Origin of the sequence: Microbispora siamensis, from assembly GCF_016863095.1 — a bacterium.
In the GTDB taxonomy this organism is placed as follows: domain Bacteria; phylum Actinomycetota; class Actinomycetes; order Streptosporangiales; family Streptosporangiaceae; genus Microbispora; species Microbispora siamensis.
In genome coordinates this window covers 95314-107992 of the sequence record NZ_BOOF01000029.1, presented here as the reverse complement: position 1 = coordinate 107992, position 12679 = coordinate 95314, and the positions used below count along the sequence as shown (strand labels likewise).

14 protein-coding genes are annotated in these 12679 nt (G+C 72.3%); 1 reads left to right on the top strand and 13 read right to left on the bottom strand.

The genetic code is table 11. From position 1 onward, the window contains the following. Positions 1-6: 6 nt before the first annotated feature. The 11 genes from Msi02_RS24115 to Msi02_RS24065 form a co-directional block, all read right to left on the bottom strand. On the bottom strand, positions 7-885 hold the full coding sequence (locus tag Msi02_RS24115) for a lysophospholipid acyltransferase family protein (RefSeq protein ID WP_204050379.1): 879 nt from the start codon (positions 883-885) through the stop codon (positions 7-9). Next, the gene (locus Msi02_RS24110) at positions 885-1937 is read right to left on the bottom strand and encodes an NAD-dependent epimerase/dehydratase family protein (RefSeq protein WP_204050378.1); all 1053 of its coding nucleotides are present in this window, start codon (positions 1935-1937) and stop codon (positions 885-887) included. Before Msi02_RS24110 ends, Msi02_RS24115 begins: the two co-directional genes overlap by 1 nt. A 71-nt stretch (positions 1938-2008) precedes the next feature. Then, the gene (locus Msi02_RS24105) at positions 2009-2107 is read right to left on the bottom strand and encodes a 30S ribosomal protein bS22 (protein ID WP_018654693.1); all 99 of its coding nucleotides are present in this window, start codon (positions 2105-2107) and stop codon (positions 2009-2011) included. Positions 2108-2262: 155 nt separating this feature from the next. Next, on the bottom strand, positions 2263-2466 hold the full coding sequence (locus Msi02_RS24100) for a helix-turn-helix domain-containing protein (protein WP_030456159.1): 204 nt from the start codon (positions 2464-2466) through the stop codon (positions 2263-2265). A gap of 312 nt (positions 2467-2778) precedes the next feature. Next, entirely contained in the window at positions 2779-3555 is a 777-nt protein-coding gene (locus tag Msi02_RS24095) for a phosphatase (protein ID WP_204050377.1), read from the bottom strand. A gap of 42 nt (positions 3556-3597) precedes the next feature. Continuing rightward, complete coding sequence (locus Msi02_RS24090) at positions 3598-4761, bottom strand: acetoin utilization protein AcuC (protein ID WP_204050376.1); 1164 nt, start codon at positions 4759-4761, stop codon at positions 3598-3600. A gap of 68 nt (positions 4762-4829) precedes the next feature. Beyond that, positions 4830-6014 (bottom strand): ABC transporter permease, encoded by a 1185-nt coding sequence (locus tag Msi02_RS24085; RefSeq protein WP_079315554.1) that lies wholly within the window; start codon positions 6012-6014, stop codon positions 4830-4832. Positions 6015-6038: 24 nt separating this feature from the next. Further along, positions 6039-6785 (bottom strand): ABC transporter ATP-binding protein, encoded by a 747-nt coding sequence (locus tag Msi02_RS24080; protein WP_204050442.1) that lies wholly within the window; start codon positions 6783-6785, stop codon positions 6039-6041. After that, the gene (locus Msi02_RS24075) at positions 6782-8185 is read right to left on the bottom strand and encodes an efflux RND transporter periplasmic adaptor subunit (protein WP_204050375.1); all 1404 of its coding nucleotides are present in this window, start codon (positions 8183-8185) and stop codon (positions 6782-6784) included. The genes Msi02_RS24080 and Msi02_RS24075 overlap by 4 nt, the downstream gene beginning before the upstream one ends. A 96-nt stretch (positions 8186-8281) precedes the next feature. Beyond that, entirely contained in the window at positions 8282-9076 is a 795-nt protein-coding gene (gene proC / locus Msi02_RS24070) for a pyrroline-5-carboxylate reductase (protein WP_079315557.1), read from the bottom strand. A 97-nt stretch (positions 9077-9173) separates the two neighbouring features. Continuing rightward, positions 9174-10010 carry an NAD(P)H-binding protein gene (locus Msi02_RS24065; protein WP_204050374.1) on the bottom strand — a complete coding sequence of 279 codons (837 nt, stop codon included), beginning with the start codon at positions 10008-10010 and terminating at the stop codon, positions 9174-9176. Between the two features lie 80 nt (positions 10011-10090). On the opposite strand from Msi02_RS24065, the gene Msi02_RS24060 reads away from it, so the two are divergent. Then, positions 10091-11035 carry an AraC family transcriptional regulator gene (locus Msi02_RS24060; RefSeq protein WP_204050373.1) on the top strand — a complete coding sequence of 315 codons (945 nt, stop codon included), beginning with the start codon at positions 10091-10093 and terminating at the stop codon, positions 11033-11035. 34 nt (positions 11036-11069) lie between these two features. Here Msi02_RS24060 and Msi02_RS24055 read toward each other — a convergent pair whose 3' ends face one another. Then, complete coding sequence (locus Msi02_RS24055; RefSeq protein WP_204050372.1) at positions 11070-11804, bottom strand: ABC transporter permease; 735 nt, start codon at positions 11802-11804, stop codon at positions 11070-11072. Beyond that, positions 11801-12529 carry an ABC transporter ATP-binding protein gene (locus Msi02_RS24050; protein WP_239108657.1) on the bottom strand — a complete coding sequence of 243 codons (729 nt, stop codon included), beginning with the start codon at positions 12527-12529 and terminating at the stop codon, positions 11801-11803. The genes Msi02_RS24055 and Msi02_RS24050 overlap by 4 nt, the downstream gene beginning before the upstream one ends. Between the last annotated feature and the right edge of the window lie 150 nt (positions 12530-12679).

The following is a 12679-nucleotide window of genomic DNA, read 5'->3' as shown; positions in this document are numbered from 1 at the left end:
CGGTTGTCACATCACGATCGGGGGAAACGCCGGGCCCCGGCGCAGCCGCAGGGCGTCGAGCTGCCGTTGCATGGTCTCCCGGATGTGGTCGGTCAGGTCGAAGACCAGCATGGGGTCGTCGGCCTCCTCCGGGGCGTACTCGTCGGTCCGGATCGGCTCGCCGAACTCGATCAGCCACTTGGACGGCAGCGGAAGCAGGCCGAGCGGCCCGAGCCAGGGGAACAGCGGCGTGATCGGCAGGTAGGGCAGGCCGAGCAGCCGGGCGAGCGACGGAATGTCGCCGATCTTGGGGTAGATCTCCTCCGCCCCCACGATGGCGCACGGGACGATCGGCACGCCGGCTCTGATCGCCGACGCGACGAACCCGCCCCGGCCGAACCGCTGGAGCCGGTAGCGCTCGGAGAACGGCTTGCCGATGCCCTTGAAGCCCTCGGGGAAGACGCCGACGACCTCGCCCTTGCGCAGCAGCCGGTCGGCGTCCTCAGGGCAGGCGAGCGTGTGCCCGGACTTGCGGGCCAGATGCCCGAGCACGGGGAGCTGGTAGACCAGGTGCGCTCCGAGCAGGCGCAGCGGCCTGCCCAGCTCGTCGTGCACCGCCACCTGCAGCATCAGGGCGTCCACGGGCAGCGTGCCGGAGTGGTTGGCCACGATAAGCGCACCGCTGCCGGCCGGCACGTTGCCGAGCCCGAGGGTCTCGGTCCTGAACCAGTGCCGGTAGAGCGGGCGCAGCGCCTCCAGCAGCACCTTCTCGTTGAGCTCGGGGTCGAAGCCGAACTCGTCGATCTCGTACTCGCCGGTGACCCTGCGCCGCAGGAACGCGAACAGCTCGGCGAGCCGCTGGTCGGCCGTGCTCCCGTCCGTACGCCGGCCCTGGAAGTCGTCCATCAGCGTCCTGTCACGAAGTCGGCCAGCCAGTCGACCACCGCGCGCGGCAGCTCGCCGGGTCCGCCGCGCGACCGGAGGAAGTCGTCGAACGCCGCCGCCGTGCTGTACTTTGGCCGCCAGCCGAGCTCGGCGGCGAGCCTGGTGGTGTCCACCGCCCGGCCGTGGCTCAGGAGCGCGAGCTGCTCGGGCGAGAAGTCCACCAGCCGCGCGCCCCGGGCGAGCCCGCTGACGAGGCGGAAGGCGGGGGACGGCATCGGGATCACCGGCCGGCCCGTGCGCCGCACGCACTGCGAAAGCAGCAGGACGCCGTCGCCCGCGACGTTGAACACGCCCGGGTGGTCGGCCCGCGCCGTACGGCACAGCACCTCGACGGCGTCGTCCTCGTGGACGAACTGCAGCCGGGGGTCGAAGCCGAGCACGGTGGGCAGCACCGGCTGGGAGAAGTACCTCGTCAGCGGTGAGTCGACGCCCGGCCCCATCAGGTTGGCGAACCGCAGCGTCGTCGTCGTCACGTCGGGACGGCGCCGGGCGAAGCCCCGCACGTACGTCTCGACCTCGGTGGCGTCCCGCGCGTACCCGGAGTGCGACACCTCGACGGGCTCGGTGTCCTCCGTGAACACGGCGGGAGCGTGCGGCGAGGAGCCGTAGACGGCCGTGGTCGACCGCACGACCACCCGGCGCACCGTGGCGGAGCGCTGACACGCCGCGAGCAGTTGCATCGTCCCGATGACGTTGTGCTCCTTCATGGCCGACCGGCCACCGCCGGACCCGCTGCCACCGGATCCACTGCCACCGGGGCCGCTGACCAGGCTGAGGTGCACGACGGTGTCGACGTCGGCGTCCCTGATGACCTTGACCAGGTCGGGACTGCGCAACGCGACCCGGGCGAACTCGGTGCGACCGAGCACCGCGCCGTCCTCCCCGGCAGGGGATGGCGGCGGCGCCGTGTCCACGCCGATGACCCGGTCGATCTCCGGGTCGGCCGCGAGCGCGATCGCCACACGAGCGCCGATGTGACCGGAGACACCGGTGACCAGCACAGTACGAGTCATCGACGCCTCGCCGGGGGTGTGCGTGTTCACGGTCGCCCGGTCCCTGAGGACCGGTGCGCGCTCCGTCTCGGCTACTTCTTGTTACGCCGCTGGATGCGGGTCTTCTTCAGCAGCTTGCGGTGCTTCTTCTTGGCCATGCGCTTGCGGCGCTTCTTGATCACAGAGCCCACGGGACCCCCAGGTGAAGGTGTGACTGTCAAACCGGCGCGCGAGCGCACACCGGCTCAACAGACTACCGGCGATCCGTGGTAGATCGCTCCCCCGGGGGACCCCGCGTCGACCGGGAGTCGGCCACGCTGCCGTCAAGCGTGGTCGCCCGCGTGATTCATCCTGCTTCGATGAACGCGTCCCGCAAGTAGTCGTGGACCGCCTGCTCGGGCACTCTGAAGGACCGGCCGACACGGATGGCCGGTAACTCCCCGGAGTGCACGAGCCGGTACACGGTCATCTTGGACACCCGCATGACGGTCGCCACCTCGGCCACCGTCAAGAACTTCACCTCGCTGAGAGGTCTTTCGCCTGCACCCATCGGACGCCTCTTCCGCACGTGTTTCCGGGTTATCCCCACTGGTGCCATTGCTCACGCACGTGTACTGCTGTCAGCGTAAGTCCGGACTCCGAGTAGGCAAACCCCTCATTCCATCAGTCAACGGAGCCGTGTGCCGTCAAAATCGGGAAAGTCGCTGGCAGCAGCCGGGCCGTGCCCCTCGCCTCAATCTTGGAACGGACCAACTTCTCTCACATTAGAGTCGCCCAGGCACACGAAAAAGTTGGCAAACGGTCGACACAGAGGCGCAAAAGCGGGCGCGAAATGCCCGGTTTGGGAGGTCCGGAAGGGGAGTCAGAGGCTGCGGGCGACCCGGGCGAGCAGGTACGCCGTCAACGGAGCGTAGAAGCGCGGCAGCACGTTGTCGTCCAGGGGGACGGTGACGGCGATCTTGCCCTCGGCCTCGCCCACGAACAGCGCGGGGTCGTTGCTGTCGGCGAAGCCCACGGTCTCGACCCCGGCCTCGCCCGCGGCCCCCGCCCAGCCGTGGTCGGCGATCACGAAGTCGGGCCGCTCCTCGGCCAGCATCGCCTCCATCGGCGCCGCCTCGTGGGTGTGCACGAACGTGCCCCGGTCCTCCAGCATCGCCACGCCGTCGAGGTAGCGGATCCGCCTGCGGCGGCCGAGACCGCCGATGTACGTCCACCCCTCGGCCGGGAAGAGGAGGGTCGCCCCGTTCTCCGCGAGGAACCGCGCCAGCGCGAGGTGGATGGTGAGCAGGCCGGTCGGGTGCCCGGTGGCGAGCACGATCCTGGGCGCGCCGCGATGCAGCACCTTGGCGATCCGCTCGCCCATCTCCTCGACGGCGTCGATGGTCCGATCGGGGTCGATGGTGTCGGGGCCCTCGCGATGACCGGGATCGGCCGCCACTCCCGCCTTGTCGGCCATGAGCGCCAGCACCTCGTGGTAGGACCACTCGCCCTCGAAGGTGAGTCCGAAGAGGTAGTGCGGGTCGCGCAGCGCGAGCGACCGGTAGTGGTCGAGGTTGTTCTCGCGGCTGGTCGCCACGTCACCCGCGATGGCGGTCCGGACGAGGTGTTCGCGCAGTTCGGCTCGGGTGGGAGGGGTCACGACAGGTACAGCGCTCCTCGGCTCGGCATGATTCCGTACTTCTCAGGGCATGGGGTCCAGGCCGTAGAAGGGGAACACCGCCTTCCTGGTCGCGATGACGGCCCGGTCGACGGCGTCGGCAGGATCGTACCCTTCCGAAATGTCCCGCCACTGCGGGTGACGTCCGTCCGTCATGGTCAGGGGTGGTATCTCCCCGGTGCGCTCCTCCACGTACGTCCGCCAGCTGTCCGGTGTGGCGGTCGACGGCTCGACGGGGCGTCCCAGCGCCTCGGCGATCAGATGCGTCCACGCCCGCGGCACGACCTGGACCAGCTCGTATCCCCCGCCGCCCACCGCGATCCACCGGCCGCCTGCGGTCTCGTGGGCCAGCCGGTGCAGCGCGGCGTACGCCGTGCGCTGCCCGTCCAGGCTGAGCATGAGATGGGCCAGCGGGTCGAGGGCGTGGCTGTCACAGCCCTGCTGGGTGACCAGGATCTGCGGCGCGAAGGCGCGCAGCAGCGGCGGGACCACCGCGTGGAAGGCGCGCAGCCATCCCGTGTCGCCGCACCCGGCCGGCAGCGCCACGTTGACCGCGGTGCCCTCCGCGCCGGTCTCCTGCGGGAAGCCGGTGCCGGGGAACAGCGTGCGCGGGCTCTCGTGCAGGCTGATCGTGAGCACCCTCGGGTCGTCGTAGAACGCCGCCTGCACGCCGTCGCCGTGGTGCACGTCCACGTCCACGTACGCGATCCTCGTCGCGCCCTGCGACAGCAGCCACGCGATGGCGACGGCCGGGTCGTTGTAGACGCAGAAGCCGCTGGCGGCGCCGGGCATGGCGTGGTGCAGCCCGCCCGCGACGTTGACCGCGTGCTCGGCCCCGCCCGTCCACACCGCCCTGGCGGCGGCCAGTGACGCGCCGGTGACCAGGGCGGACGCCTCGTGCATGCCGACGAAGGCGGGATTGTCCTCGGTGCCGAGCCCGTAGCGCAGGTCGGGGCGGCCGTCCTTGGAGACGTTCTTGACCGCCTCGATGTAGTCCCGGTTGTGCACCAGCGCGATCTCGTCCTCGGTGGCGGGGACGCAGCCGGTCGTCCCGACGCCGTCGAGCACGCCCAGGTCACGGGCGAGCGCCATGGTGAGCTCGACGCGTACGGGCGCGAGCGGATGGCCGGGCCCGAAGTCGTAGGAAACCAGAGCGTCGTCCCAGACGACCCGCACCGCCTGACTCATGCGGTGACGGTACCGCACAGGCCGTCACCGCCGTTCGCTCGGGCGTCACACACGATCAGTCCGTACGTTCAGTCCGTACGCAGGGCGACGACGGGGTCGAGCCTGGCCGCCCGCCGGGCGGGGGCGACGCCGAAGAAGACGCCGACGGCCGCGGAGACCCCGAAGGCGAGCGCGATCGACCACCAGGTGATCGACGCGGGTACCGGCGAGACCGCCTGGATCAGCAGCGCCCCGCCGACCCCGGTCAGGATGCCGATCACGCCGCCGATCGTGGTCAGCAGCACGGCCTCGATCAGGAACTGGCCGAGGATGTCGCGGCCCCGGGCGCCGAGGGCCTTGCGCAGGCCGATCTCCTTGGTGCGCTCCCTGACGCTGACCAGCATGATGTTGGACACCCCGACGCCGCCGACCAGCAGGGAGATCCCCGCGATGGCGGCCAGCACGCCGGTCAGCATGCCGAGGACCGTGCCGATCGTGCCGAGAAGCTGGGTCTGCGTGACGGCCGAGAACGTCTCGCCCGGGTAGCGGGCGTCCAGGGCGGCCACGACCCGCCGCCGCAGCGGTTCGATCTCGTCCGGACCGGAGGCGCCGACGGCGATGCCGTTGATCCTCGGCAGCCCGATCAGCCGCTGGGCGGTGGTGACCGGCAGATGCACCTCCTGGTCCCGCGCCACCCCGAACGTCGATCCGACGGTCTCGTAGACGCCGATCACCCGGAACCGCACCCCCGCGATCGTGACCTGGCGGCCGATCGGATCGACGTCCCCGAACAGCTTGGCCGCGACCTCCGAGCCGAGGATCACCACCCGCCGCCGCGTGTCCACGTCGGTCTCGCTGAGATAGCGCCCCCGGCGCAGCGGCCGGTCGAAGACATGGGGCATGTTCTCGTCGGTCCCGGTGAGCGTGGCGAACACCTCCACGCGGCCCACCCGGACCGGCTCGCCGGAGTTCACCGCGACCGTCACCTTCGACGGGTCGCCGACCACGCGCCGAACGTACGCCACGTCCGACAGGTCGAGGCGGCTCTGCGTGGGGGCCGCGCCCAGCCCCACCTGGCCGGGGACCACGAGGATGATGTTGCTGCCGAGCCCCGCGATCTCCTTCTCGACGGCGTTCTTGGCTCCGGTGCCGATGGCGACGAGGATCACGACCGAGAGCACGCCGATGATCACGCCGAGCATGGTCAGCATGCTGCGCAGCCGGTTGACCCGCAGCGCCTCCACGGCCATCCGCAGCGCCTCGGCCGTCCTCATGACGCGGCCCTCATGACGCGGTCCTCATGTGTCGCGCTCGATCCGGCCGTCCCGTACGTGGATCTGACGGCGGCCCCGGGCGGCGACCTCGGCGTCGTGGGTGACGAGGACGACGGCGACGCCGCCCTCGTTGAGCCGTTCGAGCAGGCCCATCACCTCCTCGCCGTTGCGGGTGTCGAGGTTGCCGGTGGGCTCGTCGGCCAGCAGCACCCGGGGATCGCCCACCAGCGCCCGGGCGATCGCCACCCGCTGCTGCTCGCCGCCGGACATCTGGGACGGCCGGTGGGTGAGCCGGTGGCCCAGCCCGACCGCCTCCAGCGCCGCCCTGGCCCGCTCCCGGCGCTCGGCCCGGGACACACCCCGATAGACCAGCGGCAGCGCCACGTTGTCGAGCGCGGACGTGCGGGCCAGCAGGTGGAAGGACTGGAACACGAAGCCGATCGTGCGGTTGCGCAGGCCGGCCAGTCCGGCGTCGTCGAGCGTCGCCACGTCCACGCCGTTCACCCGCAGGGTGCCGGAGGTCGGCCGGTCGAGGCAGCCGAGCAGGTGCATGAGCGTGGACTTGCCCGAGCCGGACGGGCCCACGATCGCCGCGAACTCCCCCTGCCCGATGCGCAGGCTCACCCCGCGCAGCGCGTCGACCAGCACCCCGCCGTCCAGCCGGTAGGAGCGGGTGAGGCCGACCGCCTCGAACGCCGGCGGTGTCCCGTATGCCGTCCCGGAAGCCGTCGCCGACGTGGCAGGACCGTCGGCACGCTCGTCGCGGCTCACGACAGCGACTGGCCGGGGCGTACGGCGTCGGCGCCCTTGACGACCACCCGCTCGCCGGGGGACACCCCGCTGAGGATCTCCACGAACGCGTCGCCCTGCGCGCCCAGCCGGACGACCCGCCGCTCGGCCTTGCCGTCGCGCACCGCCCACACGATCGTGTCCCGGCCGCTCGTCACGATCGCCGACGCAGGCACGGCGGTGGCGTTCTCCGACCGGCGTACGGCCAGCCGCACCACGGCGCTCATCCCCGGCTTGGGCGCGGGGGCCGCGCCGCCGTCGTCGTAGGCGCCCCGGCCCAGGCGCAGCCATACGGGATAGCTGACCCCGCCGGTCGCGCCCTCCTTGGGGGTGACCCCCACGCCCGTCACGGCGGCGGTGTACGTCGCGCCGGTCACGGCGTCGAACTCCACCTCGGCCGGCGTGCCCCTGCGCACCAGCAGCACGTCGGTCTCGTCCACGTCGGCGGACAACGTGAGCACGGACACGTCGGTCACCGTGACCAGCGGGTCCCCGGCCGCCACCGGGACGCCGGTGGCGATGGTCCCGCCGGAACGGCCCGCGGGAGCGGCCGCCGCGGCTCCCGCCTGGCTCGCCCCCGCCTGGCCGAGCAACCCGGCCGGCAGTTGCGAGACCAGCGCGCCGAGACCGGCCGCGCCCGCGCCGGAGGACGCGCCGCCGAGCGTGACCACGCCGCCGAACGGCGCCCTGACGACCAGGGCGTCCACGGTCTGCTCGGCCGCGCGCACGGCCGCCCTGGTCTGCGACCTCGACGCCGCCCGCAGGGACGCCATGGACGCGCTCAGCCCGCTCATCCCCGCGCTCACCTGGCCGCTCACCTGCGACAGCGCCTGGTCGAGCGAGCGGGTCAGCCCGTCGAGCACCTCACCGAGCGCCCGCCGCTGGGCCCGCTGACGCTTGTCCGCGGCGTCGATGGCGGCCAGCAGCCGGGTCCTGGCCGCGCGGTCGCCGATCGACCTGGCCGCCTTCCTGGCCTGGGCGAACGACCGGTCGACGTGCGCGTCCAGCGAGTTCGGCAGCCGCAGGCGCGGCAGCCGTACGCTCACCGGCGCGCCGCCGAACGACACGGGCCGGGCGGCCTGCCGGTCGGCCTTCCGGGCGGCGGAAAGCTGCTGCCTGGCCTGGGGAGAGCTGATCCTGGCGAGGATCTGGCCCTTCTTCACCGTGTCGCCGTCCTGGACGTACAGGCGGGCGACCGTGCCGGAGGCGGGGGCGGTCAGAGTGGCCGTCGCACGCGCGCCCACCGTCGCCGGGGCCTCGACGACCTCGCTGACGGTGGTTCTGGTGACCACGGCCACCGGGGCCTTCTGCGGTTCCGATGACGTGCACCCGGCGGCGAGCAGGACGGCGAGAAACGGGACGATCCCGCGACGAGACGTCACCCGCCAATGGTAAAGCGGTGGTCATCTTCCGTCCCGGGAACGCCGGTCGGCGCACCGTCCGTGCACCGGGGCAGTGCCGGAAGGGAGCGCCGTAGGTCAGCCGGCGGCGAGACGGCGGCTGCGCTCGCAGGCCGCCTCGATCGCGTCGAGGAACGCGGCCCGCACCTTGTGGCGCTCCAGCTCCGCGATGGCGGAGATCGTGGTGCCTCCCGGCGAGGTCACGGCCTCGCGGAGGATCACCGGATGCTCCCCCGAGTCGCGCAGCATGATCGCGGCGCCGACGATCGACTGGGTGACCATGTCGAGAGCGGCGGCGCGCGGCATGCCCAGCAGGATCCCAGCGTCGACCATGGCCTCGACCAGATAGAAGAAGTACGCCGGGCCGCTGCCGGACAGGGCGGTGGCGGCGTCCTGCTGCGACTCGGGGATGCGCAGCACCTTGCCCACCGGGCTGAGCAGCTCCTCGGTGCGCTTGAGGTGCTCCTCGGAGGCGTGCGCCCCGGCCGAGATGACGCTCATGGCCTCGTCCACCAGGACGGGAGTGTTGGACATGACACGGACGACCGCCACGCCGTCTCCGAGCCTCGCCTCCACGAACGCGGTCGTGATGCCGGCGGCCACCGAGATGACCAGCCGGTCGGCGGCCACATGCGGGGAGATCTCGGTCAGCAGTGCGGCCATGTCCTGCGGCTTGACCGCGAGGATCAGCGTGTCGGCCAGCTTGGCGGCCTCGGCGTTGCTCGCGACCCGCACGCCGTAGCGCTCGCGCAGCGCCTCGGCCCGCTCGGGCCTGCGGGCCGTCGCCACGATCTCGTCCGGCCGCAGACCGGCGCGTACCAGCCCGGAGAGCAGGGCCTCGCCCATCTTTCCGGTCCCGAGAATCGCGATCATTCCTGCACCTCTTCTGGGCTTCGCCGGGATCTCCCCGCAGCTTACCGACCCTGCCGGACGGGAGCAGAACGCGCTGCGCCATGCGTGGCCGGAAGGGTCAGTTCCAGTGGCCCGCGGCGGCGGTCTCGGCGACGTAGTCCTCGAACCGCCCGGGCAGCCGGCCGAGGGCCTGTTCCACCCCGTCCGAGGGAGCCGCGCCCCGCCCGTCGCGGATGTTCACGAGGAGGCCGGTGAGCAGCCGCGCGACGTCGGACGGGACGCCGTTCGCGACCTGGCGCTCCACGAAGACCTCGGGGTCGACGTCGACATGCCGGATCGTGCGCCCGGTGGCCCTGCCGATGAGGTCGGCCGCCTCGCCGAAGGCGATGGCCCGTGGGCCGGTCAGATAGTAGATCCGGCCGCTGTGGCGCTCTTCGGTCAGCGCCGCCGCGGCGACCTCGGCGATGTCCTCGGCGTCCACGAACGGCGTGCGCCCGTCGCCGGTGGGCAGGGCCAGGGTCCCGGCGAGGATCCCCTGCCGCCAGAAGGCCTCGCTGAAGTTCTGCGAGAACCAGTCCGGCCGCAGGATGGTCCAGCCGACGCCCGATTCACGTACGGCCTGCTCGGCGGACTTCAGGGGGTGATCGTCGCCGGCCTCGCCCACGCCGTGGGCGGACAGCAGCACCAGCCGCCGCACGCCCGCGGCCACCGCCTCGGCCACGAGAGCGGGGACGCGCGCCCGGCGGTCGAGGCCCGGCCGCAGGTCGGGCTCGACGACGTAGACGGCGGCGGCCCCGTCGAGCGCGGGGGCCCAGGTCTCCGGTCTGCCCAGATCGAAGGGGACGTCGCCGCCGGTGCGGGACGCCGTACGCGCCTGCAGACCGGCGGCCTTCAGGCGCCGGACGACGCGGCGACCGGTCTTGCCGGTGCCGCCGAGAACGAGGATCTTCTCCATGCCTCAAGGAAACCGGCGGATGCGAAGACGATCCATGGGAGAACGTCGCCCCTTCATTTGTGATCGTCTACCGTGACGGCATGGACGTGCTGAGCGATCTGCTCCACCGCGCTCACGCCAGGAACGCGCTGGTGAGGCAGTTGATCCAGCGTCCGCCCTGGGCGCTGGCCTTCACCGGCGCCCCTCCTCTCACGGTCGTGGCCGCGCTCGGCGGCCACGCGTCGGTCCGGCTGGACGACGCCGGCGTCGCCCCGGTGCGCCTGGCCCCGGGTGACATCGCCCTCATCGGCGGCGCACACGCGCACACGATCGCCAACGATCCGTCCACCCCGCCGCAGGCGGTGATCCACGGGGACAGGAAACACGTCGCCGGCGGAGGCGGGGGGACGGCCGGGGCGCACCGGAGCCTGGGCCCGCGCACCTATGGCGACGGCCTGCCCGGGGCCACGATCATGCTCAGGGGCGCCTGCGAACTGCGCGGCGAGGCCGGCGTCCGGCTGCTGCGCATGCTGCCGCCGCTGGCGGTCGTGCCGGCCGGGCCGCGGACCCGGGCGGCGCTGGATCTGCTCGCCACCGAGGTCGCCCGCGACGAACCGGGCCAGGACGCGGTCCTCCACCGGCTGCTCGACCTCGTGCTCGTGCTGGCGTTACGGGCCTGGTGCGCCGGGCCCGAGGCTCCGCTCCCCTCCTGGCACCGGGCACTGGCCGATCCCGCGGTCGGCGAGGCGCTGCGCCTGCTGCACGACCGTCCCGCTCATCGGTGGACGGTCGCCGAACTGGCCGCCGGGGCCGGCATGTCCCGCGCCGCCTTCGCCGCGCGCTTCAGGAGCATGGTGGGCGAGCCCCCGCTCACCTACCTCACCGGCTGGCGGATGACCCTGGGAGCCGATCTGCTCACCGACACCGATGCCACCGTCGCCGCCGTGGCCCGCGAGGTCGGTTACGAGGACGCGTTCGCCTTCAGCGTGGCGTTCAAGCGCGCCCACGGGGTCAGCCCCTCGGCCTGGCGCCGCCGAACGCGCTGAGCCCATGCTCAAGGCGTACGGCGGCACTCAGCGCTCAGGGGGTTCGGCGGCGCAGCGTGGCGGCGCCGAGCAGAAGGGCCAGCACGGCCGACCCCGCCACCACGACGACGTCGCGCCAGAACTCGCCGCCCGGGTCGGCGTCCGCGACCGCGTGTGTCATCGCCTCGATCGCGTACGACATGGGCAGCACGTCCGAGATCCACTCCAGCACGGTCGCCATCTGCCCGCGCGGCACGAGGATCCCGCCGAGCAGGATCTGGGGGATCATCACGATCGGCATGAACTGCACGGCCTGGAACTCCGTACGGGCGAACGCGCTGCACAGCAGGCCGAGCGCGGTGCCGAGCAGGGCGTTGAGCAGCGCGACGAGCACCAGCGGCCACAGCGGGCCCGGCAGGTCCAGGCCCAGCCAGGTGAGGGAGACGGCCAGCGCCAGCGCCACCTGGGCGCACGCCGCCAGCCCGAACGCGAGGCCATACCCGAGGAGGAGGTCGAGCCGGCCGAGCGGCATCGCCATGAGCCGCTCCAGCGTGCCCGACGTGCGCTCGCGCAGGGTCGCGATCGAGGTGATGAGGAACATCACCAGGAAGGGGAAGACGCACAGCAGGATCGGCGCCCAGCGGCCGAACGACCGCTCGTCGTCCATCACGTAATAGAGCAGGATCATCACCAGCGTCGGCACCAGGACCATCAGCGCGACCGTCCGCCGGTCGTGGCGGAGTTGGGTCATGATCCGCCCGGCGGTGGCAAGAGTGATCGCGAAACTCATGCCACAGCCCTCTCCTCGATCAGGCGCAGGAACGCCTCCTCCAGGTCGGTCGTGCCCGTGTGCGCGCGCAGGACATCGGGGGTGTCGTCGGCGAGGATCTCCCCCTGGCGCAGCACGATCAGTCGCTCGCACCGCGCGGCCTCGTCCATGACATGGCTGGAGACCAGGATCGTGGTGCCGCCCTCGGCCAGGCGGTGGAAGAGCGTCCACAGCTCCTGCCGCAGCACGGGATCGAGCCCGACCGTGGGCTCGTCGAGCACGAGCAGTTCCGGACGGCCGAGCAGGGCCACGGCGAGCCCGGCGCGGCCGAGCTGGCCGCCCGAGAGCGTGGACCCGAGCTGGTGGGCGGCGCCGGTGAGCCCCACCTCCGCCAGCACCCGCTCGGGGTCGTCCTTCGGCACGCCGAGCACGGCGGCGAAGTAGCGCAGGTTCTCCAGCACGGTCAGGTCGCGGTAGACGGCCGGGCTCTGCGTCGAGTAGCCGATCTTGCGGCGCAGGCCCGCGCTCCCGGCCGGCTCGCCGAGCACGCTCACCTCGCCGCCGGACACGATCTGGACGCCCACGATCGCCCGCATGAGTGTCGTCTTGCCGCAGCCGCTCGGCCCGAGCAGGCCGGTGACCTGCCCTCGCGGCACCTCGAAGGTGAGGCCGTGCAGGACCTCCGCCCCGCCCCGTGACACCCGCAGATCCCGTACGGCGATCGCGGGATCCGATAAATTCATCATGCGTTGAAATTAGACCCGCGACACGGGCACGTCAACGCCCGGGTGCCCGTTCGGTGTCGGCGCGCGGCGGGTGTGAGAACCAGGTCGCGCACCTCGGCGGCATCGCCTCGGGCGGTGCTCGACGCCGAGGAGCCAAGGCCCCGATTGCGA